Here is an 18,784-nt window from a genome sequence, read left to right as displayed (position 1 = left end):
ACGGCCGTCCGGGTATCCACTCATGAAGAGTACGCCCGGATGACGCCCCGGTAGACATCCACTGCCTTCTCGAGCTGCTCAACGCCGACCCGCTCGTCCACCGCGTGCAGCGTCGGGATCTCCCCCGGCCCGTACTCCAGAACATCGAACCCCCTGTCGCGGAGGTACTTCGCGTCGCTTGCCGCCCACTGGAGGAAGGGGGCTGCCGTCCCGTAGACCCGCTCCACCTCGCGACAGACCGTCCGGACAATCCGGGCGTCCGGGGGCGTCAGGGTCGGTTCGGCCACGTCCGTCTCGCGTATCACGGCGTCCGGGGCGTGTTCGGCGATCCCACTCCGCAGGCTCTCGAGGGAGCAGCCCCACGGCACCCGGATGTCGAGTTCCATCCGGCACTGCTCCGCCACGATGTTCGCCTTCTCGCCGCCCTCGATGCGTCCGGGGTTGAACATCACCCGGGTCAGGATCTCATCCCCTCCCTCGATCCCGAAGATCTCGGAGAAGACCCGGGCACCCTCCTCGATAAGCGGCTGCAGGTCTTCATCGACGGGGAACGGGCGGGCGTGAACCTCTTGGAGGTAGCCGAGGAGGTCGAACGCCGCCATGACGGCGCTCTTCCCGACCAGGGGATAGAGGGAACTGTGGCCGGGTCTGCCGCGGAAGGAGAGGTCGATCCGGTAGAGGCCTTTCTGGCCGATCGCCGGGCTGGTCTCCGGCGTCGGTTCGGCGATCAGGCATTCGCGGGGTTCGAGCAGGTTCTGGGCGAGCAGCGACCGGATCCCGTACTCCCCGCCGGTCTCCTCGTCGCAGACGAAGGCGAACTGGACCTCCGGCTCCACCCCGCTCTCGATGAGGTCGCGGCAGGCGATAAGGAGAGCAGCGCATCCCCCTTTCATATCGGTGGCGCCTCTCCCCCAGACGTAACCGCCGGTGACCTCCCCGCTGTAGGGATCGTGCGTCCAGTCGTCGGGGATGGCGGGGACGACGTCGACGTGGCCGCAGAGGAGGAGCCGGGAACCGGGCTCAGTCGTGACGAGGTTATCCCGGCCGCCGGGATGCGAGATGATGCGGTTCTTCACCCCGAGCGCATCGAGGAACTCCCCGATGAACGCGACGACATCCGCCGTGCTCCCCGGGGGGTTCTCGCTCCTGATCCGGATGAGCGATGAAGCGAGTCGAGCAACATCCATGGAGTGGTCCCCTTATGCCGATCTGCTCCGGACGTACTCGTCGAAGAGTCGGGCGAGCGACGAGGTCTTATAGAGTTGTTTGACGAACTTCGGGTCGAAGAACTCGTCGATGAACGTCGAGAGATACTCGGCCGGGATCGCTTTTTTGTCGTCGGGGTTGAGCACGATCCGGAAACTCCGGTACTGGGCGGGGTCGTCGTTGTCGTAGACGCCGGACCAGAGCATCGGGAGCGCCTCGTACTTCTCCGGCTGCTCCTCTTTGAGCCAGTTGACGAACCCGGGGAAGTGCGCCCGGTCGCCGACCTTCTCCTCGTCCAGCCGCCACCGCATGTATTCCATGCTCATGATATTTCGTGGTGACATGTAGTTGTAGGCGAGGATGCCGAGCGTGTAGTCGATGTGGGCGAGGGCGTCGGTGAAGTAGAAGTGCAGGACCGGATGGAACTCGGTGGGACTCTCCAGGATCAGCGATTTGCCGTATAGTTTCTGCATGACGCGGACGTACTCGTTCATTTCCAGCATATTCTCTCCTATTGGGGAGAGAGGTACAAAAAGTATTGCTTCCGTACAACAGTGGCGGCGGTGAGGGGCTCTGGTTGCCTCTTCAGGGCACGCGTCGCACCCTTACGAGGCACGCGTCGCCTTCGAAGCCTGATGGCTTCTCAAACTCCGTTCAACGTTGCGGGCAGAACATCGCCTTCGAAAACGCTTCGCGTTTTCTCAAGCTCCGTTCAGCCCTGCGGGCTGAACATCGTCATCGAAAATTGCGGCGCAATTTTCTCGAACTCCGCCTGCCTTCGCACCTACGGTGCTCGCGCTCCGGACGTTCCGTCCGTCGCGCCCTAACGGGGCAGACATCGTTATGTAAAGAACGGCTTTCTCCTGCCGACGGCTTCGCGGAAGGCGTCTTCGAGTTCCTTGCCGTGCTTGCCCCGGATATCGACCAGGTTGTCGCTCCGGAGAAGGCAGGGCTTGAGTTTCCCGTCCGAGGTCACGCGGAGGCGGTTGCAGAATGCGCAGAACTCCGTGTTGTGGAGCGGGCGGACGACCTCGACCTCGGCGCCGTCGAGGCAGTACTTCTTGCGGTGGTGCATCCGGCGGGTGACGACCCGTTTCGCCCGGTCGTTTAAGTCCTGCTCGACGCTGTCCACGTCCCCGTGGAACTTGCACTCGTTGAACTCCATCAGCTCGATGACCTGCAGGATGACGTCGCGTTTGCTCCGGACGAACGCCATGAAGTCGTCCAGTTCGTCCTCGTTGATGCCGTCGAGGAGCACCATGTTGAGTTTGACCGGGGTCAGCCCGACCTCGATCGCCGCGTCGATCCCCTTAAGGACATCCGCGAGGCAGTCTTTGCCCGTGATCTCGCGGTAGCGCTCGGGGCGGAGGCTGTCGAGGCTGACGTTCACCCGTGCAAGCCCGGCCTCTTTGAGCTCCGCGGCCTTCGCCGCAAGCAGCGTCCCGTTCGTCGTCAGGGACGACTCCACACCCGGCGGCACCGAGCGGATGATATCGACGAGGTCGCGGCGGAGCAGCGGCTCCCCGCCGGTGAACTTGATACTTCTGATACCGAACTGCACGCCCACCCGCATCAGTTCGGCGATATCCCCGGCACTCATCTGCTCCTCCGGGTTCACCTCGCCCTCGGCGTGGCAGTAGATGCACCGCAGGTTGCACCGGGAGGTCAGGCTGATCCGGAGGTTGGTTACGGTTCGGTTATAGGGGTCCTTCAGCATCATCGCATGTTCCCTTGAAATTCTTTGCAATAATGTAGGTCTCGGCACTCCCTTTCCGCGACGCCTTCGTCCTGTACCCCCGGACGGAATAGAAATGCTTTCTCGTTTCGGCAATCAGCTCCCCGAAGAGCTCGCCCTGGAACGACTTTATCACCATATTGCCGCCGGGTTTTAAGACCGTGCAGGCAAACGCCAGTGCGTCCTCGCCGAGCCCGATCGCACGGGCCTGATCGTAACTCTTCTGGCCGGAGAGTTTCGGCGAGGCGTCGGAGACCACGACGCTGACGACGCCGCCGGCCTCCTCGCGGATGCGCTCCTGGACGAGAGGATCGGTGAAGTCCCCGACGATGGTGGTGACGCCTTCCATGGGCGCGATGGGATTGAGATCCACGCCGATGACCCTGCCGTCGGTCAGGTCGCGAAGCACCTGCAGCCAGCTGCCCGGCGCCGCCCCGAGGTCGACGACGTTGTCGTCGGGCCTGATGATACCGTTTCGCTGCTGGATCTCCAGCAGCTTGTAGGCGGCACGTGCCCGGTATCCCGCCTTCATCGCCTTTCGATAGACGCTGTCTTTAGTCCATTGAGAACCCATGGGAGATCACCCTCCGCTTGAGGCTGACGGATCCGACCTCCAGCACAATCAAGAAGATTATGTATAGTATTCGATGCTGTTAAACATGAATGATACGGTTCCGGAGTACGTGTCTGCCGCGACCGCTTCCGCGACCGGCGTCATGGGTCTACCGCCGATTGTGATCGTAAAGCACTATAATGAATAGGGTGATTATATACTTTCAACGAGAGTTTAATAAGGGGTCACAATGTTAAAGGCAACGATTGACGCAGAAATATTTCGGGAATCCATCGACGCGATCGCCGCACTGGTGACGGAGTGCCGCCTGCACACGGCCGAGGATCAGATCAGGACACGCTCCGTCGATACCGCAAACGTGGCCATGGTCTCCCTGGAACTCCAGAGCACGGCGTTCAACTCGTTCTCGGCGACAGCCGGGGAGCTGGGTCTGGATATCGCAAAGATGAAGAACATCATCGGGATGATGGGGAAGGGCGACGCGCTGACTTTGACCCTGCTCGACGAAGAGCGAAAACTGGAACTGAGTTTCGGCGGCTATCGCTACTCCATATCGCTCCTTGATGTCAACACCATCCGGAAAGATCCGAACCCGCCGGGAATCGACCTCCCCGGAAAGGCGGTCGTCCCGGGCGACGCGCTGAACAACGCCATCAAAGCGGCCGCCGTCATCTCCGACAAGATCGCGCTCGGGATCGACCCCGATGCCATGACCTTCTACATGGAGGCGGAGGGCGACACCGACCACATCAAACTCGCGCTCGGCGAGGACGAACTCGTCGCCTTAAGCCCGGTGCAGGCCCGTTCCCTCTTCTCGATCGATTACCTGAAGGACATGGGGCGGGTCATGGCGCGCGCGGACAAGGTGGAGGTCTACCTCGGCATCGATCACCCGGTGAGGTTTGTCTTTGACATTGCGGACGGCAACGGCCGCGTTGAGTACCTCCTTGCTCCTCGGATCGAGGCCGATTGATGGGTATCGTACTCGATCGCAAAGAACTCATCAAATATCCCTTTTTGAAAGAATCGCAGCAGCTGGCCCGCCGGCACGTGGAGTCGCTCGAAGAGTTCCTTGGAAGCAGCCCGGGCGTCGCGGCGCTCGAGCGCGCGAAGGAACGGGTCGTTGCCGCGCTCACGTTCAAAAAGGAGTTCGGGGACGAAAACACGCAGAATCTCAAGCCCGAGATCGAGATCGCGAGTTACGCCATCGCCCGGATGCTCGTCTCCTGCGCCGGCGACCGGTCGCTCGTCGACCGCCTTGCCCGCTACGAGGCCGAACGCGCATCCTTCTTCCTCGCGGCCGAAGAGCCGGAGATACGGCGGTTCGTTGCCTGGAGCGTCGGCATCGATACCGGGGCGGTTGCAATGCCGGTCACCCGGTACGTCGAGCTGGTCCCTCACCTGCGCGACAGGCGGTGGCGGCTCGTCAACAGGGATGTCCGGCAGGGAGGCGTGAACCTCGAGGCAGGCGAGATCGACGAACTCATCCGGGAACGGATCCGGGCGATCATCGCCGACCAGCTGCCGCTCCGGGTTCCGACCGGGATCTGCGAACGCCTCGCGCCGGTCACGAGCGAGATTACCGCGCTGCGGCAGCAGCAGGTCCTCGAACAGTTCGGCGAGATCAAGGAGGAAGCGTTCCCGCCCTGCATCAGCGCGCTCATCCAGGCGATCACCGCGGGGACGAACCTGACGCACATGGGCCGGTTCGCCATCACGTCGTTCCTCCATACCATCGGGATGAACGTTGCGCAGATAGCGGACGTGTTCGCGCGGGCTCCCGACTTCGACCCGGACATGACGATGTACCAGGTGGAGCACATCTCCGGCCGGGGCGGCACCGAGTATACCCCGCCGTCGTGCGCCACCATGCGCACGTTCGGGCTCTGCGCCAACCGGGACAAGGACTGCGAGCGGGTCAACCATCCGCTGAGTTACTACCGGCTCAAGAAAAATATGGCGAAAAAACGGAGTTAAGCGACCTTTTTATCGATCAGGTAGCCGGCGATACTGAGCACGGCGATAAAGATGACCAGTGCGACGACGTATGCAAGCCCCTGCATTGCCTCTCCCATAAGTTTGGGCAGCGTCACCAGCAGCACGATGAACAGTGCGAGGCACCCGACTGCGGTCAGCACCTCAAGAACCCGTAGATTCATGTAAACAGGTGGGGGACGTGCAGGTATATCTCTATCCATAGGGCGGGGGCGACCCACACGCTTATCCGGGCCGGCCGACAATCCCGCACGCATGGAGTGAGACGACGCACAGCCATGCCGCGGCGGCCGATCGAGGGGCTCGCGGAGGTCCGGCGGCGACATCGGCTTTGCGTGAGCGCAACCCATATATGGCTCCCTGACCGAGGATAGAAGGCATGATGCAAGAGCGCGGGAAGGTTATCGATCGCGTGGAAGAGGCCGTAGCGCTGCTCGTCGAGCGGATGGATGCCCGGCTCATCCCGGAGGTCGGGATGAACATCGTCTACGCCCTGCCCGATGCGCGGAGCAAAGACGACGTGGCGGGAGTCCTCGGCCGGATCGTCAGGCTTGATGATAAGGTGCACCCCGTCGGGGAGATCGCGTTCGGGGCAAGCGACCACGTGGCCCGGATCGTCATCACGGCCATGCGTTTCGACCCGCGCATCAGGAGCGCGGCAAACATCCGCTTCTCGGAAGCAATCCTCCCGGAGCTCGACAACCTCCTCTTCGAGGTCTGCTCGTTCGACCGGGAGAAAGAACCGGTGGGCGTGCAGACGATGGACTGGGGCGTCGCCTCCTGCTGCAGGGAGGGTGTTCCCGACGTCATCTACGACCGGGGGGCCGTGGGGAAAGAGCCGATGATCCGGGTTCTCGGGGAAGATCCGGTCACGGTCGCACAAAATATTCTTAAACTGTCAAATCGCATTACCTATGCACAATTGTAAGGGTAGGTCCACATGGGAATAAAACCGTCATATATCAAGAACCTCGGCGAAGAACTCATCGTCAAGCACCGCGACAGATTCAGTGGAGACTTTGAAGAGAATAAACACGCTGTCGCCGAGGTTGCCGTGATCGACAGCAAGACCGTCCGGAACCGGGTTGCCGGGTACATCTCAAGAAAGATAAATACAAGGAAGCGGTAAACCAAACTGTATGTTTGAGGGAATCCTTCCGGCAATCATTACCCCTTTTTACCGGGACTCCAGAGCGAGTCTCGATATTGAAGGATTACAGTCCAACATAGAATCACTCCTGCAGCGCGGGGTTCACGGTATCGTGCCCTGCGGGTCGACCGGCGAGTCCGCGACGCTCACGTTCGAGGAGCACGAGCAGGTGATCGGCAAGGCCGTCGAGGTCGTCGACGGGCGGGTCCCGGTGCTTGCCGGGACGGGATCGAACAACACCGAAGAGGCCGTCCGCCTGACCCGGTCGGCGAAGGATGCGGGTGCGGACGGCGCGCTCATCATCAGCCCCTACTACAACAAGCCGAACCGCTCCGGGCTCATCAAGCACTTCACGAAGCTTGCCGACCTTGATATTCCAATCGTCCTCTACAACGTCCCCGGCCGGACGGGGCAGAACCTCCAGCCCGACCTGGTGGCGGAGCTCGCGAGACACCCGAACATCGTCGGGATCAAGGAGGCAAGCGGCGACATCACCCAGATCTCCCGTATCATCGAGGAGACGCGGGACGAGGAGTTCAGCGTGATCTCCGGGGACGACGCGATGACGCTCCCCGTCCTCGCCGTAGGGGGTGCGGGCGTGATATCGGTGGCGGCAAACGTCGACCCCGGCCGGATGGTGGGGATGTACGAGGCCTTCCGGGCCGGCGACCTTGCCCGCGCACAGGTTCTGCACTACGAACTCGCTCCCCTCATGCGGGCGATGTTCATCGACACGAACCCCATCCCCGTGAAGAAGGCGGTGGAACTCCTCGGGATGGCCGCGGGCCCGGTCAGGCTGCCGCTCGACGAACTCGACGAAGCAAAGACGGAACAACTGAGAAAGGTGCTGGTGAATCATGGTTAAGGTAGTCGTATCCGGTGCCCTGGGACGTATGGGAACCAACATCGGCCGGATCGTCGACGAAGCCCCCGACATGGAACTGGTCGGAGGCATCGACGTGCGGGAGGGAACGCTTTTTAAGACCGAGGTCGTCCCGGCGGCGAAGATCGACGCGTTCCTGAACGAGAAGAAGCCCGACGTCCTGATCGACTTCACCGTTGCGGGCGCTGCGGTCGAGAACATCAAAGCCGCCGCCCGAAACGGCGTGGCGCTCATCGTCGGGACGACGGGGTTCTCCCCCGAGCAGCGGGAGACGATCGCGGCCGCCGTCGAAGGAAACGTCCCGGCGGTGATATCGAGCAACTTCTCCGTCGGCGTCAACATCTTCTGGAAACTCGTGCGGGAAGCGGCACGCGAGCTCGGCGACTACGACGTCGAGGTCACCGAAGCCCATCACCGCTATAAGAAGGACGCCCCGAGCGGCACGGCGAAGACCATCCTCGAGATCCTGGACCAGGAACTCGGGAGCCGCGAGAAGGCCTACGGCCGTGTCGGCGAGACCGAGCGGAAAGACGAGATCGGCGTCCACGTCATCCGCGGCGGCGATATCGTCGGCGATCACTCCGTTCTCTTTGCCGGGAACTTCGAGTGCATCGAGGTCTCTCACCGCGCCTACGACCGGGCGGTCTTCGCCCAGGGCGCCGTCCGGGCCGCACGCTGGGTCGTCGGCAGGGAGCCGCGCATCTATGGTATGCAGGATGTCCTCGGGCTGTGATAAGGAAAGCGAAATTTATTTTTGATACGGTCGTAAACTATGTACGTTCGGAGGAACCAAATTGGCAGCAGTTGTTGATATTGAGAAGTGTACCGGCTGTGAAACCTGTGTGGACGTCTGTCCGGCTTCCGCCATCACCATGGAAGACGGCAAGGCAAAAGTCGACGTCGACCTCTGTGTTGATTGCGAAACCTGCGTCGACGAGTGCCCGTCGGAAGCAATCTCCATGGAATAAAGAAACCAACTCTTTTAATACCACCAACACTACAGATATTTTTGTCTATGATTAATGTAGGAGTGCTTGGTGCCACAGGAGCGGTGGGACAGCGCTTCGTTCAGTTGCTGGCGGATCATCCCTGGTTTAATCTCCAGACTCTGACCGCATCTGAGCGGAGTGCGGGAAAACCGTACGGCAAGGTGGTCAACTGGCGCCTCGATGCGCCGTACCCGGACAACGTCAGCGATATCGTCGTCACTCCCACAACCGTCGAGAGTCTGAAGGACTGCGACCTCGTCTTCTCCGCGCTTCCTCCCGAGGTGGCGGCGTCCCTTGAGACGGAGATCGCCGATGCGGGTATCGGTGTCTGCAGCAACGCCCGCTCGCACCGCATGGACGCGGACGTTCCGCTGGTGATCCCGGAAGTCAACCCGGACCACCTCGGCCTGATCGACGTCCAGCGGGATCGCGGACGCGAGGGGTTCATCGTGACGAACCCGAACTGTTCGACGATCGTCCTTGCGCTGGCCCTTGCACCCCTCCGGTCGTTCGAGTTCCATGACGTGCGTGTGGCGACCATGCAGGCAATCTCGGGAGGCGGGTTTGCCGGCGTCTCCGCCATGGACATCTACGATAACGTCGTCCCCTACATCGGCTCCGAAGAGGAGAAGATGGAGAGCGAGACGGTGAAAATAATGGGGTCGTTCGACGGTTCCGAGGTAACCCCGGCTTCGTTCGGCGTGAGCGCAAGCTGCCACCGGGTCCCCGTCATCGACGGACACACCATTGCGGTCTGGGTCGACGTAAAGGAGCCGGTTGCCGAGGTGAAAAAAGTTTACGCAAACTTTAAGTCCCCCTTCAGCAATCTACCCTTACAGCCGGAGAAGGCCGTTGAGCTCCTCGACCCGCCCGACCGTCCGCAGCCACGGCTCGACCGTAACCGTGGACGGGGCATGACGGTGTCCGTCGGGAGAATCCGCGAAGGGTTACGGTTCGTTGCGCTCGGCCACAACACCATCCGTGGGGCCGCAGGCGCATCCGTCCTCAACGCTGAACTGATATGCTCGAGGAAGTACCTTTAGACGAGGTGGGCTAATGATAAAGGACAACACAGTATTCGTGGGAAACAAACCGGTCATGAACTACGTGCTTGCGGTGGTCACCCAGTTTAATAACGGAGCGGAGGAAGTCGCGATTAAGGCGCGGGGGAAGGCAATTTCACGCGCGGTCGATACGGCGGAGATCGCGCTCAACCGGTTCCTTGCAAACGTGGACAAGAAAGAGATCTTCACGTCGACCGAGATGATCGACACCGATACCGGCAAGACGAACGTATCAAGCATCGAGATTGTCCTCACTCATGCGAAGTGAGGGAATCCGAAACGCTTTTTTGATACTCTTCAAGGGAGCGTAGCGGCCGGGTGGCGGCGCTCCTGCACGGCGCGCCGGAAAAACCTGCCTGTCGCGCGCTATCCGGCAGATGGCCGTTTATCTGGTCGGTTTGATGCGGATCGACCATAAAGGCTTTAAGACCCGCACTATATACGCTATACTATGAGGTGGTTGACGGTCGGCATAGCGCTGATGCTGGTAACTGCTCTCGTTCTCCCCGCTCTGGCGGCGGACGAGGAGCGACACAGTTACATCACCGTCAAAGACGTCACCGTCCGGCTGGATAAGGCGGATGCCGTCGTCACCATGAACTATACGATAGACGACGGCATCGGGTTCCTCGTTCTCCTCCTTGGAAAATCCGATCTGAAACAGAAGGCACTCGAGATACTGAACTTCGACAACGTCAGCGTTCAGCAACTCGATCTCGAGCGTATCGAGGTGCGCGTGAAGGACGCGTCGAACGACTACGGGCAGGGGTCGTACTGGTTCCCCGCGCACGGTTTCGGCGTGGTCGTGCCCTCGCTCACCGTCATCACCCCCCAGGACGTCAAACACTATGAGGACGTCAGCGAGTTCCCGGAAGGACTCGGCTATTTTGCTTAACCGCCGGTAAGCCGGATTGCGGTGCCGATCTTTTGACGTCTACCTGTGGGTCTTTCGAGTACGGTGGCGGCCGACCTGGATCGTCTCTGCCGCGAGGTAGCGGCATCCCCGAAAGGCCCTTATTGTGCCCGCCACACCCGCCGTGCCCTGGGGGGCCGGGGCTGCCGTAACATATCGGCGTCGTACCAGGGCTCGAGCAGACCCGGAGATCCAGGCGATCGTGCTCAACAACAGCCCCTACCCTTTTCCCGGCCGGTACTTCGGGGAGGCATTCCCCCGGCTCGATGAAACCGATATCATCGAGAAGTGGGGGTAGCCCTGTGAGACACCCCGGCTCCGAGGGGCGTCTCTACGCTTCTCTCTTCAGTGTGGCCGGTTCCCGCTCGTCAACCCACCGGCCCAGGAACGACTGGAGGTAGACGCCGAAAAAGGCGCAGAAGAGGCCTCCTATTATCGCGAAGACGATATACAGCGCACCGCCCGTACTCGTTACGGGGAACCCGGAGATCTCGCTGCTGATCGAGAGGATGTAGGTGCTTGCCCCGTAGGCGATGGCCCCGATCGCCAGGACGAAGAACGGCAGGGCGACCACCCGCTGGATCGCCTCGCGCTCGTTTAGGAAGACGTCGATGATCTTTCCCACCGACGCCACGAGGCCGGCGGCGATGAACCAGGCGACGGCACCGTAGATGAACGCGAGCATCTGGATGACGATGCCGAACGGGGAGTAGTATTCGAGGAGGCTTATGAGCCCGAGGATAACCCCGACGATACCGAGCAGTATCGCTGCGATGTAGGATACGAACGTGAACCTCCCGCCGTGGAGCGATGTTTTCAGCGAGGTGATCAGGTAACCGAAGATCTCGTCTATCCCGACGCCCTTGAAGAGCAGGTAGGTGCCGATGACGCCGACGACGACGATGGTCGCACCCTCGGGGTACCCGAGCAGGTATCCCACGGCATAGAGGAGCATCGCGAGACCGAGCGGGACGAGCACGATCTTCGAGACCTTCGGGTCGTCGAGAAGGCGTCGTAAGATGTAGTACGTCCCCTCGAGGTTCGGCATCTGGTTGACCACGACCCGCCGCACGCTGCTGACCGGCACCCGGGACTGGATGATCGGCAGGACATACTCGTCCTCGGCGCCGTCCGTCACGATGATGCAGGATGTAGAGCCCGTTGCGGAGAGGATTGCATCGAGACCGGACGCTACCCGGCGATCGCCCTCGAGCAGATTCATGTGGTTGCCGCAGATGACGGCAACGGCGACCTCTTCCCCTTTTTTGGCGAGTTCGTCGTAGAGCCTGATCGTCTCGAAGATAGCGTTGACATCGGAGTCCTCGGGATCGACCAGGGCGAGTGAGGTCGCCGCATGGAGGCATGCCTCTCTGCCCACGGTGGGACCATCGATCCCGGCTTTGAACCCGAGATCGTCATCGCGATCGACACAGAGGACAAGCGTCCGCTCTTTTGCCATTCAATAGAACATCGCCTCAGATCTATTAAATGATTTGGAGCGCGGTAAAAAAGTATTAGATGAGTTTTGCACGCTGAAGCAGGAGCAGATCGTCGGTGGTGATCTTCTCACCGTCACGGAACTGCTGGAAGACACGTTCCGCCTCTTTCCGGACGGCCTTCTGCTCTTTGGTGACTTTGGTCTTTTTGGTCTTCTTCCGGAGACCCGAGATGACTTTGTCGTAGTCGCGGAGTTCCTTCTGGCAGGCGATGAACTGCTTGTGCTCCTCGTCCGCAGCCTCCTGGGCTTCGACGAACTGCTGATGGGACTGATCGGCCTCTTCGCGGGACTTGTCGGCCTTCCTGTAGGACTCCACCATCAGGTCGTGGTGCTGCTGTGCGGCCTCGGCCTTCTCGGTGACTTCCTTGTGGATCTCGGAGGCCAGCCGGCGAAACTCGCGGGCATCGGCAAGCTTCGTCCGCATCTCCTTGTTCTGTTCGAGCTCGGCCTCCTGGTCCTTCGCCGCCGCCTTGAGCTGCTTGATCTTCTCGATCAGTTCGCGCTCCTTATCGGTGCTGTAAACCTCGGTCTGCTGCTTGAACTCCAGGTGCTCGATCTGCTTCTGCAGTTCCTTGACACCCCGGTTCTGGAGGTTGCCGTGCTCTCTCTTGAAGGACTCGATCTCTTCGAAGAGCGCGTTTGCCTTGTCGTTGTGTTCGTTCCTCTGGTCCTTCAGCGCCTGGACTTCCTCGTTGATCTTATCCCGCTGCTCCTTGTGCTGCTGCGCCTCCTCGACGAACTCGCGGGTCTGGGCATTCAACGTGTTGCGTTCCCGGGCGTTTTTGCTGGCAAGCGCGTTCAACTCGTTGCGCCGGTCTTTGTGCTGTTCAGACTCCGCAAGGACTTTTTTTCTTTTTTCAATCAGATCGTTCAGCATTCTTTACCAATCCTCGACATTCGGTACCTGTCTCATATCCCCGCCAGCAAAAGATCGCTCCCGTGTGCTGCAGGATGCCGGAGGCTCGTGTAGCGGCTACACCACAAGAAAAGACGCTTTCGGACTCGACAATCGAGACCGTCGTTCATCTGTCTGCTCATGTGTTCAACCCCGGTACTTTGGCAATCGCAGACCCGGTGGATCTGTGCCCTGCACAATACACCCCGTGCTGGAGGGATTATACAAGAACGTCTATATTTCAAACGTCATCTGTACTCTTAAGTATTTCGTAGGAGGACGGAGCGCGCCTCCGTGGAACGATTCCGATTTAAAAAAGGTATGAAAGAGGGTAGGGGATTTCAGAGGAAGTCGATGAGGTGCCCGCTCGGGGAGTCCCCTGCTATGCGCCTGCCGGCAGGTGCGCTGGACCGCTGCGCGACCTGTTCGTAGGTGCGGTGGCTTCCGAGGATCTGTGCACTTTTTACGCCGGTCATGACCGCCATGACCCGAACTCTTCCTTCGTAATCGCTGTTCACCCGCGCTCCCCAGATGACGTCCGCGTGGGGGTCGAGTTCGTAGGTCAGGGAGCTTGCGATCTCCTCGGCGTCCTGGAGGGTCAGGTCGTTGCCGCCCGTGATGTGGATGAGGCTCCCGGTTGCTCCGCGGTAGTCGATGTCCAGCAGGGGGTGGTTCAAGCACTCGTGAACGACGCTCTCGGCCTTGTTCTGCTGCTTGCTCTCGCCGACGAGCATCACGGCGACGCCGCCCTTGCTCATGATGGCACGCACGTCGGCGTAGTCGATGTTGATGAGGGAAGGCTCCGTGATCGTCTCGCTGATGCCCTTGACGGTCTCCGCGATGAGCTGGTCCATGACTGAGAACGCCTGGCCGAGCGGGAGGTTCGGCACGTACTTGATGAGGCGGTTGTTGTCGAGCACGATCACCGAGTCGGCGGAGGCCGAGAGCTGTTCAAGCCCCTCTTCCGCACGGAGGAGTCGGGCCTTTTCGACCTGGAAGGGGTAGCTGACCATGCCGACGACGATAGCGCCCTGCTCCTTTGCGATCTGTGCGACGACCGGGGCGGTGCCCGTACCGGTGCCTCCGCCCATGCCGGCGGTGATGAAGACAAGGTCCGCGTCGCAGAGGAGGCTCTCCAGGGTCGGCCGGGCCATCTCGGCTGCACGCCTGCCGACGTCGGGGAATCCGCCGGCTCCAAGGCCTTTGGTGAGCGACTTGCCGACAAGAACTCTCTTGTCTGCCTGGATCATGTCCAGGTGCTGCTTGTCCGTGTTGATCGCGATCGTCTCTGCACCGCTGACCTGCATGTGGTACAGCCGGTTGACGGTGTTGTTGCCCGCACCGCCGCACCCTACGATGACAATACGTGGCTGGCCGATGATGTCGTCTTCGCCATCGACCATGTCCGTCTTCAGGTACTTCTCACGTTCTGCGTGTTTTAACGCCTCGTTGATGATCGTCTGCATCAATAATACCTCCTAAACTTTGAATGAAATCTGGTCGGCCTCACGTAGAACACGGTTTCCATGCCGTTCAAGAAGCGCCCTGACCGAATACCGCACAGCCTCCGATACCGTGGGGAATTCGCCAGCCTCCACCAGCTTCTCGAGCATCTCGACCTGTTGCCGTGGCAATCTGATTGTAATCCGATCCATCATTTCAATCACTCGTATCTGACATGTGGCAGCCCCTTGTCAGCCGTTTGTCAGACAAACGTGTCCTTTTCGTCTGACTGTATCAGATAAGGCATAATAATATGTGGATGGTATATATACCTATCGATATGCAATCCTGCCCGACATAACGGTTTTATGGATAGCAGCCGACAACGTATCCTCAAAGAGTTGCCACGAATATGAGAGATAATCTCCCTAAAAGGGCAGAACATGGCGGCCGGGTGCGCTGGCACCGCACCCGGGAGAGGGGCGAGGTGCTTGATTTCAGTGCCAACATAAATCCGTATCCCCCGGCGTTCCCCTGGATTCCGGACGCTTCGGCGCTGAAAGATTACCCCGACGACCGTTATGAGACGCTCAAAGAGGAAATAAGCAGAACCTTCGGGCGCGATGCCTCAGAGGTCGCCGTCGGCAACGGATCCGTCGAGTTGATCCGCGCGTTCTGTTCTGCCGTGCTCGGGGCCGGAGATGCCGCCTATGTCGAGTCGCCGACGTTCGCCGAGTACGGGATGGCGGTGAGGCTCGCCGGTGCCCGGTGCACGGCGGAGGAGAGCGGAGCTGCCGTCCGGTTCCTCTGCAACCCGAACAACCCCACCGGGAAGCTTTTGACCCGGGCGGAAGTCCTCCGGGTGCTCGATGGGGTCACCGGGCGGGGGGCCTGCCTCTTCCTCGACGAAGCCTTCATCGAACTCTCCGACCCGGCCCAGAGCGTCGCCGACGTCTCGGACGAGAACCTCTTTCTGCTGCGCTCCCTGACAAAGAGCTTCGCCGTGCCGGGCATCCGGTTCGGCTACGCCTTCGGCACGCCCGAGCTCATCGAGAAGGTCGAGACGGTGCGCCTTCCCTGGACGGTGAACGCGTTCGCCGAATCCTTCGCGATCGAGGCCTTCCGGCACTACGACCTCCTTGAGGCGTCGCGGGAGCGGATTGCCCGGGAGCGGGCCTGGCTCTGCAGCCGCCTGGACGCTCTCGGTCTCGTCTATGCGCCGCCGTCCGCGAACTACATCCTTATCGAAGTCCCGGTGGAGTCGGAGGTGCTCGTTGGGCGGCTCCTCTCCCGCGGTATCCTGGTGCGGGACTGCCGGTCGTTCGGGCTTCCCCGCCACATCCGCGTGGCCGTCCGGACGCATGAAGAGAACCGGCAACTCATCGAGGCGCTCGAAACATGCTTGCCCTGATCATGGCCGGGGGAGAGGGCACCCGTCTCCGGATGGGCGAGAAGCCCCTGGTCACCATCTGCGGGCGGCCGATGCTCTCCTACGTCACCGACGCCTTCACGGCCGCAGGCCACGAGGTGGTCGTGGTCGCCTCGTACCGGACGCCGTTCACCAAGAACTGGTGCCGGGCGCAGGGGGTCGGCCTGTACGAGGCGGAGGGGCTCGGCTACATTGAGGATATCAACGCCGCTGCGGCAGACCTGGAGGAGGGAGGAACGCCGTTCTTCACCTGCGTCTCCGACCTCCCCTGCCTTGCGCCCGATATCGTCGCCGGTGTCGAGGAGGCCTGGCGCCGGGCGGGAGTGCCGGCATGCTCGACGTGGGTGCCCCGCGACCTCTGCGAGGAGCACGGCTGCCGCACGCGGTACACGGAAACGGTCGACGGCGTCCCGGCCTGTCCCGCCGGGATCAACATCCTGACGGCGGGCGGTTCCGGTGCGGCCCAGGACGAGGTGCAACTTCTCCTGCACGACAAGCGGCTTGCCTTCAACGTCAACACCCGCGAGGAACTGGCGCTGGTGCAGGAGTACCTCTGCCGGAAGCGGAGAGAATAGCGCTCCCGGTTGTGCCGGGGTCATGCTGCACGATTGAAGAGTTTCAGCCCCGCTGAAAGGAATTTGAGCCCGAAGGTTTCCCACTCCCGGGACCGGCGCGCGGCGGCGCTCGTCCGGGAGGGTATCGTTACGGACGGGCGGCAGGCGCACTGTTCCGGGGGGAGAGACGGGCGGGGAAACTGTATTATCGGACTATCACCAACTCTTACATATGGAATCCTGCCGGGAAATCGAACTAGAGGGCCATATCATCGATTCGGGCGTCATGACCCTCGTGTTTGACAGGATCATGGATATGGGGGGAGAATTCGAGATCCTCACGTTCAACGTCGGAAGACTGAAGACGGACACGAGTTACGCACGGCTCCGCGTGACGGCGCCCGGCGATCACCAGCTTGACGCCATCCTCTCCGAGCTGCACCGGCTCGGCGCACGGGCCCCCGAGATCGACGACGTCACCCTCGTACCGGCAGAGGGCGACCGGATCCTGCCGAAGGGGTTCTACTCGACCACCAACCACCCGACCTACGTAAAATACCGGGGCGACTGGCTGCCCGTCGAGCGCATTGAGATGGACTGCCACATCGTGGTCGACGAGACGGAGAAGCGGGCGATCTGCACCCCGATATCGAAGATCAAGGGCGGGGACGCTGTTGTCGTCAGCGAGACCGGCGTTCGGGTGGTCTACCCCGAGCGGCCGAGGAAGGTCAGCACGTTCGAGTTCATGCACGGAACCGTCTCGTCCGAGCGGCCGAGCGAGGCGATCATCGCAAAGATCGCCCGCGAGATCCTGAAGTCGAAGCAGAAAGGCGAGAAGATCGCGCTCGTCGGCGGCCCCGCCATCGTCCATACCGGAGCGGCCGACGCCCTCGCGAAGATGATCCGCGAAGGCTACATCGACGTGCTCTTTGCGGGGAACGCGCTCGCCACCCACGATATCGAGTCCAACCTCTACGGCACGTCGCTCGGGATGGACGTCAAGACGGGCACGCTCGTCACCGGCGGGCACAAGCACCACATCCGCGCCATCAGCGAGATCATGCGGGCGGGCTCCATCAAGAACGCGGTCGACCAGGGGGTCGTCACCGGCGGGATCATGTACGAGTGCGTGAAGAAGGGCATCCCGTTCGTGCTCGCCGGCTCCATCCGGGACGACGGGCCGCTCCCCGACACAATCACGGACGTCGTCGAGGCGCAGGAAGTCATGCGCCGCCATATCCACGATCTCGGGATGGTGGTGATGGTGGGAACGCTTCTCCACTCGATCGCCGTCGGGAACTGCCTCCCCTCGTACGTCAAGACCGTCTGCGTCGACATCAACCCCGCATCGGTGACGAAACTGATGGACCGCGGCACGACGCAGGCGATCGGCGTCGTGAGCGATGCGGGGACGTTCCTCCCGCTGCTCTGCGAGCAGCTCGAAGAACAGGAGAAGTGCTAGCGGGTGAGCGGCATACAGAACGGCTCTTCCCGGTCCAGCACGAACTCCCACTCTTCTTTGCACCCGCACTCCGTCTCCGCAAGGGCACGCAGGAGTTCGACATCTTCAGAGAGCGAGTAGTCGATGATCCCCTTCACGATCGGGCCGTCGCATCTTCCGCAGTTGTGCGGCCCCCGCATCTTCCCGCCGCCGACGGGGTCGCAGAGGATATGCACCGGGGAAGCGATCAGCACGTCGAGAACGCTCCAGAGATACGGCGGCCGGTATGCGTGCTGCTTCCAGAGGTGTTCGACCTCGGTTCTGCTCTGGACGGTGCAGAGGTTCATGGAGATGCTGTCCGCGACGGGGGCGACGTCCCTGATCGAGCGTATCATGTCGTCGCGTGCCTCGCGTTCGGTCAGGAACGGCGGTTTCATCAGCAGGTAGGCCTTCATGCCCGCACCGGCGGCGTGGGCGACCTCTGCGGCGCGGAGGAAGTCGGCGTACGAGAACCCCTTGTCGATGCTCCTCTCCCTGATGAGATCGTTCGTGGTCTCGAGGCCCACGGCGACGTGGAGCGGTTTGTCCCAGTCGCCGGTATCGATCCCTTCCCGGAACTCGCGGACTGCGTCGGCGTCGACGTACTCGGGCCGCGTCTCGGCGATCACGGCTTTGCCCCGGAACGCCTCCGCGACTGCGCGCCTGACCGTGGGGGGAACTTCGTCGGGGTCGAAGAAACTCCCCGACGTGAAGATCTTGAGCACCTGGTAGTCCTCGTCGCGGAAGTTCTCTTTCACCCAGCGGACCTGGCGAATCATCCGTTCGGCGAGTTCGTCCCGGGGAAGGTCGGGATACCGCTCGTGCCGGTAGCCGCACATCCTGCACCGGTTCCAGGAACACCCGCCGCTTCGAAAGATAACCGTCAGCGTATCGAGGATCCGCCCTTCATAGCGGTCTTTCCCCCGCCAGGACGCCAGCGGCTTCTCGGTTAATTTGGATACCATTATACCTCATA

At 61.4% G+C, this 18,784-nt stretch carries 23 protein-coding genes; 13 read left to right on the top strand and 10 right to left on the bottom strand.

Annotated elements, in window-relative coordinates; translation table 11 throughout:
- Positions 1-20: 20 nt before the first annotated feature.
- From MEMAR_RS07185 to MEMAR_RS07170, 4 genes are all read right to left on the bottom strand, one after another.
- Positions 21-1,187, bottom strand: a complete 1,167-nt coding sequence (locus tag MEMAR_RS07185) for a M20 family metallopeptidase (protein WP_011844307.1) — start codon at positions 1,185-1,187, stop codon at positions 21-23.
- 12 nt (positions 1,188-1,199) lie between these two features.
- Positions 1,200-1,709 carry a hypothetical protein gene (locus MEMAR_RS07180; protein ID WP_011844306.1) on the bottom strand — a complete coding sequence of 170 codons (510 nt, stop codon included), beginning with the start codon at positions 1,707-1,709 and terminating at the stop codon, positions 1,200-1,202.
- A gap of 338 nt (positions 1,710-2,047) precedes the next feature.
- Positions 2,048-2,926 (bottom strand): GTP 3',8-cyclase MoaA, encoded by an 879-nt coding sequence (gene moaA / locus MEMAR_RS07175; protein ID WP_011844305.1) that lies wholly within the window; start codon positions 2,924-2,926, stop codon positions 2,048-2,050.
- The gene (locus MEMAR_RS07170; RefSeq protein ID WP_011844304.1) at positions 2,904-3,515 is read right to left on the bottom strand and encodes an RlmE family RNA methyltransferase; all 612 of its coding nucleotides are present in this window, start codon (positions 3,513-3,515) and stop codon (positions 2,904-2,906) included. The genes moaA and MEMAR_RS07170 overlap by 23 nt, the downstream gene beginning before the upstream one ends.
- Positions 3,516-3,744: 229 nt before the next feature.
- Between MEMAR_RS07170 and MEMAR_RS07165 the strand changes: the two genes are divergently transcribed.
- Both MEMAR_RS07165 and priL read left to right on the top strand, forming a co-directional pair.
- Positions 3,745-4,488: a DNA polymerase sliding clamp gene (locus MEMAR_RS07165; RefSeq protein ID WP_011844303.1), complete on the top strand. Its 744-nt coding sequence runs from the start codon at positions 3,745-3,747 to the stop codon at positions 4,486-4,488.
- A complete protein-coding gene (priL, locus tag MEMAR_RS07160; protein WP_011844302.1) occupies positions 4,488-5,492 on the top strand; it encodes a DNA primase regulatory subunit PriL in 1,005 nt (334 codons plus the stop codon). The genes MEMAR_RS07165 and priL overlap by 1 nt, the downstream gene beginning before the upstream one ends.
- Here the strand turns inward: priL and MEMAR_RS07155 are convergent.
- Positions 5,489-5,674, bottom strand: coding sequence for a hypothetical protein (locus MEMAR_RS07155; protein ID WP_245526565.1), 186 nt, complete (start codon positions 5,672-5,674; stop codon positions 5,489-5,491). The two genes, priL and MEMAR_RS07155, sit on opposite strands and share 4 nt — an antisense overlap.
- Before the next feature lie 215 nt (positions 5,675-5,889).
- Between MEMAR_RS07155 and MEMAR_RS07150 the strand changes: the two genes are divergently transcribed.
- The 8 genes from MEMAR_RS07150 (at position 5,890) to MEMAR_RS07115 (ending at position 10,491) form a co-directional block, all read left to right on the top strand.
- Positions 5,890-6,438: a thiamine-phosphate synthase family protein gene (locus tag MEMAR_RS07150; RefSeq protein ID WP_011844300.1), complete on the top strand. Its 549-nt coding sequence runs from the start codon at positions 5,890-5,892 to the stop codon at positions 6,436-6,438.
- Positions 6,439-6,450: 12 nt separating this feature from the next.
- Complete coding sequence (locus MEMAR_RS07145; RefSeq protein WP_011844299.1) at positions 6,451-6,639, top strand: 30S ribosomal protein S17e; 189 nt, start codon at positions 6,451-6,453, stop codon at positions 6,637-6,639.
- 10 nt (positions 6,640-6,649) lie between these two features.
- Positions 6,650-7,525, top strand: a complete 876-nt coding sequence (gene dapA / locus MEMAR_RS07140; RefSeq protein ID WP_011844298.1) for a 4-hydroxy-tetrahydrodipicolinate synthase — start codon at positions 6,650-6,652, stop codon at positions 7,523-7,525.
- A complete protein-coding gene (dapB, locus tag MEMAR_RS07135; protein WP_011844297.1) occupies positions 7,518-8,276 on the top strand; it encodes a 4-hydroxy-tetrahydrodipicolinate reductase in 759 nt (252 codons plus the stop codon). The genes dapA and dapB overlap by 8 nt, the downstream gene beginning before the upstream one ends.
- Positions 8,277-8,337: 61 nt before the next feature.
- Entirely contained in the window at positions 8,338-8,511 is a 174-nt protein-coding gene (locus MEMAR_RS07130) for a 4Fe-4S binding protein (RefSeq protein ID WP_011844296.1), read from the top strand.
- Between the two features lie 47 nt (positions 8,512-8,558).
- Positions 8,559-9,575 carry an aspartate-semialdehyde dehydrogenase gene (asd, locus tag MEMAR_RS07125; RefSeq protein WP_011844295.1) on the top strand — a complete coding sequence of 339 codons (1,017 nt, stop codon included), beginning with the start codon at positions 8,559-8,561 and terminating at the stop codon, positions 9,573-9,575.
- A 13-nt stretch (positions 9,576-9,588) separates the two neighbouring features.
- On the top strand, positions 9,589-9,864 hold the full coding sequence (gene albA, locus MEMAR_RS07120; RefSeq protein WP_011844294.1) for a DNA-binding protein Alba: 276 nt from the start codon (positions 9,589-9,591) through the stop codon (positions 9,862-9,864).
- 183 nt (positions 9,865-10,047) lie between these two features.
- Positions 10,048-10,491, top strand: coding sequence for a hypothetical protein (locus MEMAR_RS07115; RefSeq protein WP_011844293.1), 444 nt, complete (start codon positions 10,048-10,050; stop codon positions 10,489-10,491).
- Between the two features lie 349 nt (positions 10,492-10,840).
- On the opposite strand, the gene MEMAR_RS07110 is transcribed toward MEMAR_RS07115, so the two are convergent.
- The 4 genes from MEMAR_RS07110 to MEMAR_RS07095 all read right to left on the bottom strand — a co-directional run bounded on the left by MEMAR_RS07110 (position 10,841) and on the right by MEMAR_RS07095 (position 14,560).
- Entirely contained in the window at positions 10,841-11,968 is a 1,128-nt protein-coding gene (locus MEMAR_RS07110; RefSeq protein ID WP_011844291.1) for a DUF373 family protein, read from the bottom strand.
- A 55-nt stretch (positions 11,969-12,023) separates the two neighbouring features.
- Entirely contained in the window at positions 12,024-12,884 is an 861-nt protein-coding gene (locus tag MEMAR_RS07105) for a coiled-coil protein (protein ID WP_011844290.1), read from the bottom strand.
- Positions 12,885-13,243: 359 nt separating this feature from the next.
- On the bottom strand, positions 13,244-14,368 hold the full coding sequence (gene ftsZ / locus MEMAR_RS07100; protein WP_011844289.1) for a cell division protein FtsZ: 1,125 nt from the start codon (positions 14,366-14,368) through the stop codon (positions 13,244-13,246).
- 12 nt (positions 14,369-14,380) lie between these two features.
- The gene (locus MEMAR_RS07095) at positions 14,381-14,560 is read right to left on the bottom strand and encodes a ribbon-helix-helix domain-containing protein (RefSeq protein WP_048063790.1); all 180 of its coding nucleotides are present in this window, start codon (positions 14,558-14,560) and stop codon (positions 14,381-14,383) included.
- Positions 14,561-14,832: 272 nt separating this feature from the next.
- Between MEMAR_RS07095 and MEMAR_RS07090 the strand changes: the two genes are divergently transcribed.
- From MEMAR_RS07090 to MEMAR_RS07080, 3 genes are all read left to right on the top strand, one after another.
- On the top strand, positions 14,833-15,756 hold the full coding sequence (locus tag MEMAR_RS07090) for a pyridoxal phosphate-dependent aminotransferase (protein ID WP_245526564.1): 924 nt from the start codon (positions 14,833-14,835) through the stop codon (positions 15,754-15,756).
- Positions 15,744-16,349 carry an NTP transferase domain-containing protein gene (locus MEMAR_RS07085; RefSeq protein ID WP_048063789.1) on the top strand — a complete coding sequence of 202 codons (606 nt, stop codon included), beginning with the start codon at positions 15,744-15,746 and terminating at the stop codon, positions 16,347-16,349. Before MEMAR_RS07090 ends, MEMAR_RS07085 begins: the two co-directional genes overlap by 13 nt.
- 211 nt (positions 16,350-16,560) lie before the next feature.
- Positions 16,561-17,790, top strand: a complete 1,230-nt coding sequence (locus tag MEMAR_RS07080) for an ornithine cyclodeaminase (protein ID WP_011844285.1) — start codon at positions 16,561-16,563, stop codon at positions 17,788-17,790.
- On the opposite strand, the gene MEMAR_RS07075 is transcribed toward MEMAR_RS07080, so the two are convergent.
- On the bottom strand, positions 17,787-18,773 hold the full coding sequence (locus MEMAR_RS07075; RefSeq protein WP_011844284.1) for an archaeosine biosynthesis radical SAM protein RaSEA: 987 nt from the start codon (positions 18,771-18,773) through the stop codon (positions 17,787-17,789). The genes MEMAR_RS07080 and MEMAR_RS07075 overlap by 4 nt on opposite strands.
- Positions 18,774-18,784 lie beyond the last annotated feature (11 nt).

Source organism: Methanoculleus marisnigri JR1, assembly GCF_000015825.1.
In the GTDB taxonomy this organism is placed as follows: Archaea; Halobacteriota; Methanomicrobia; order Methanomicrobiales; family Methanoculleaceae; genus Methanoculleus; species Methanoculleus marisnigri.
Note: the sequence above shows the minus strand (reverse complement) of the source record. Positions and strands in the feature narration are given on the sequence as shown.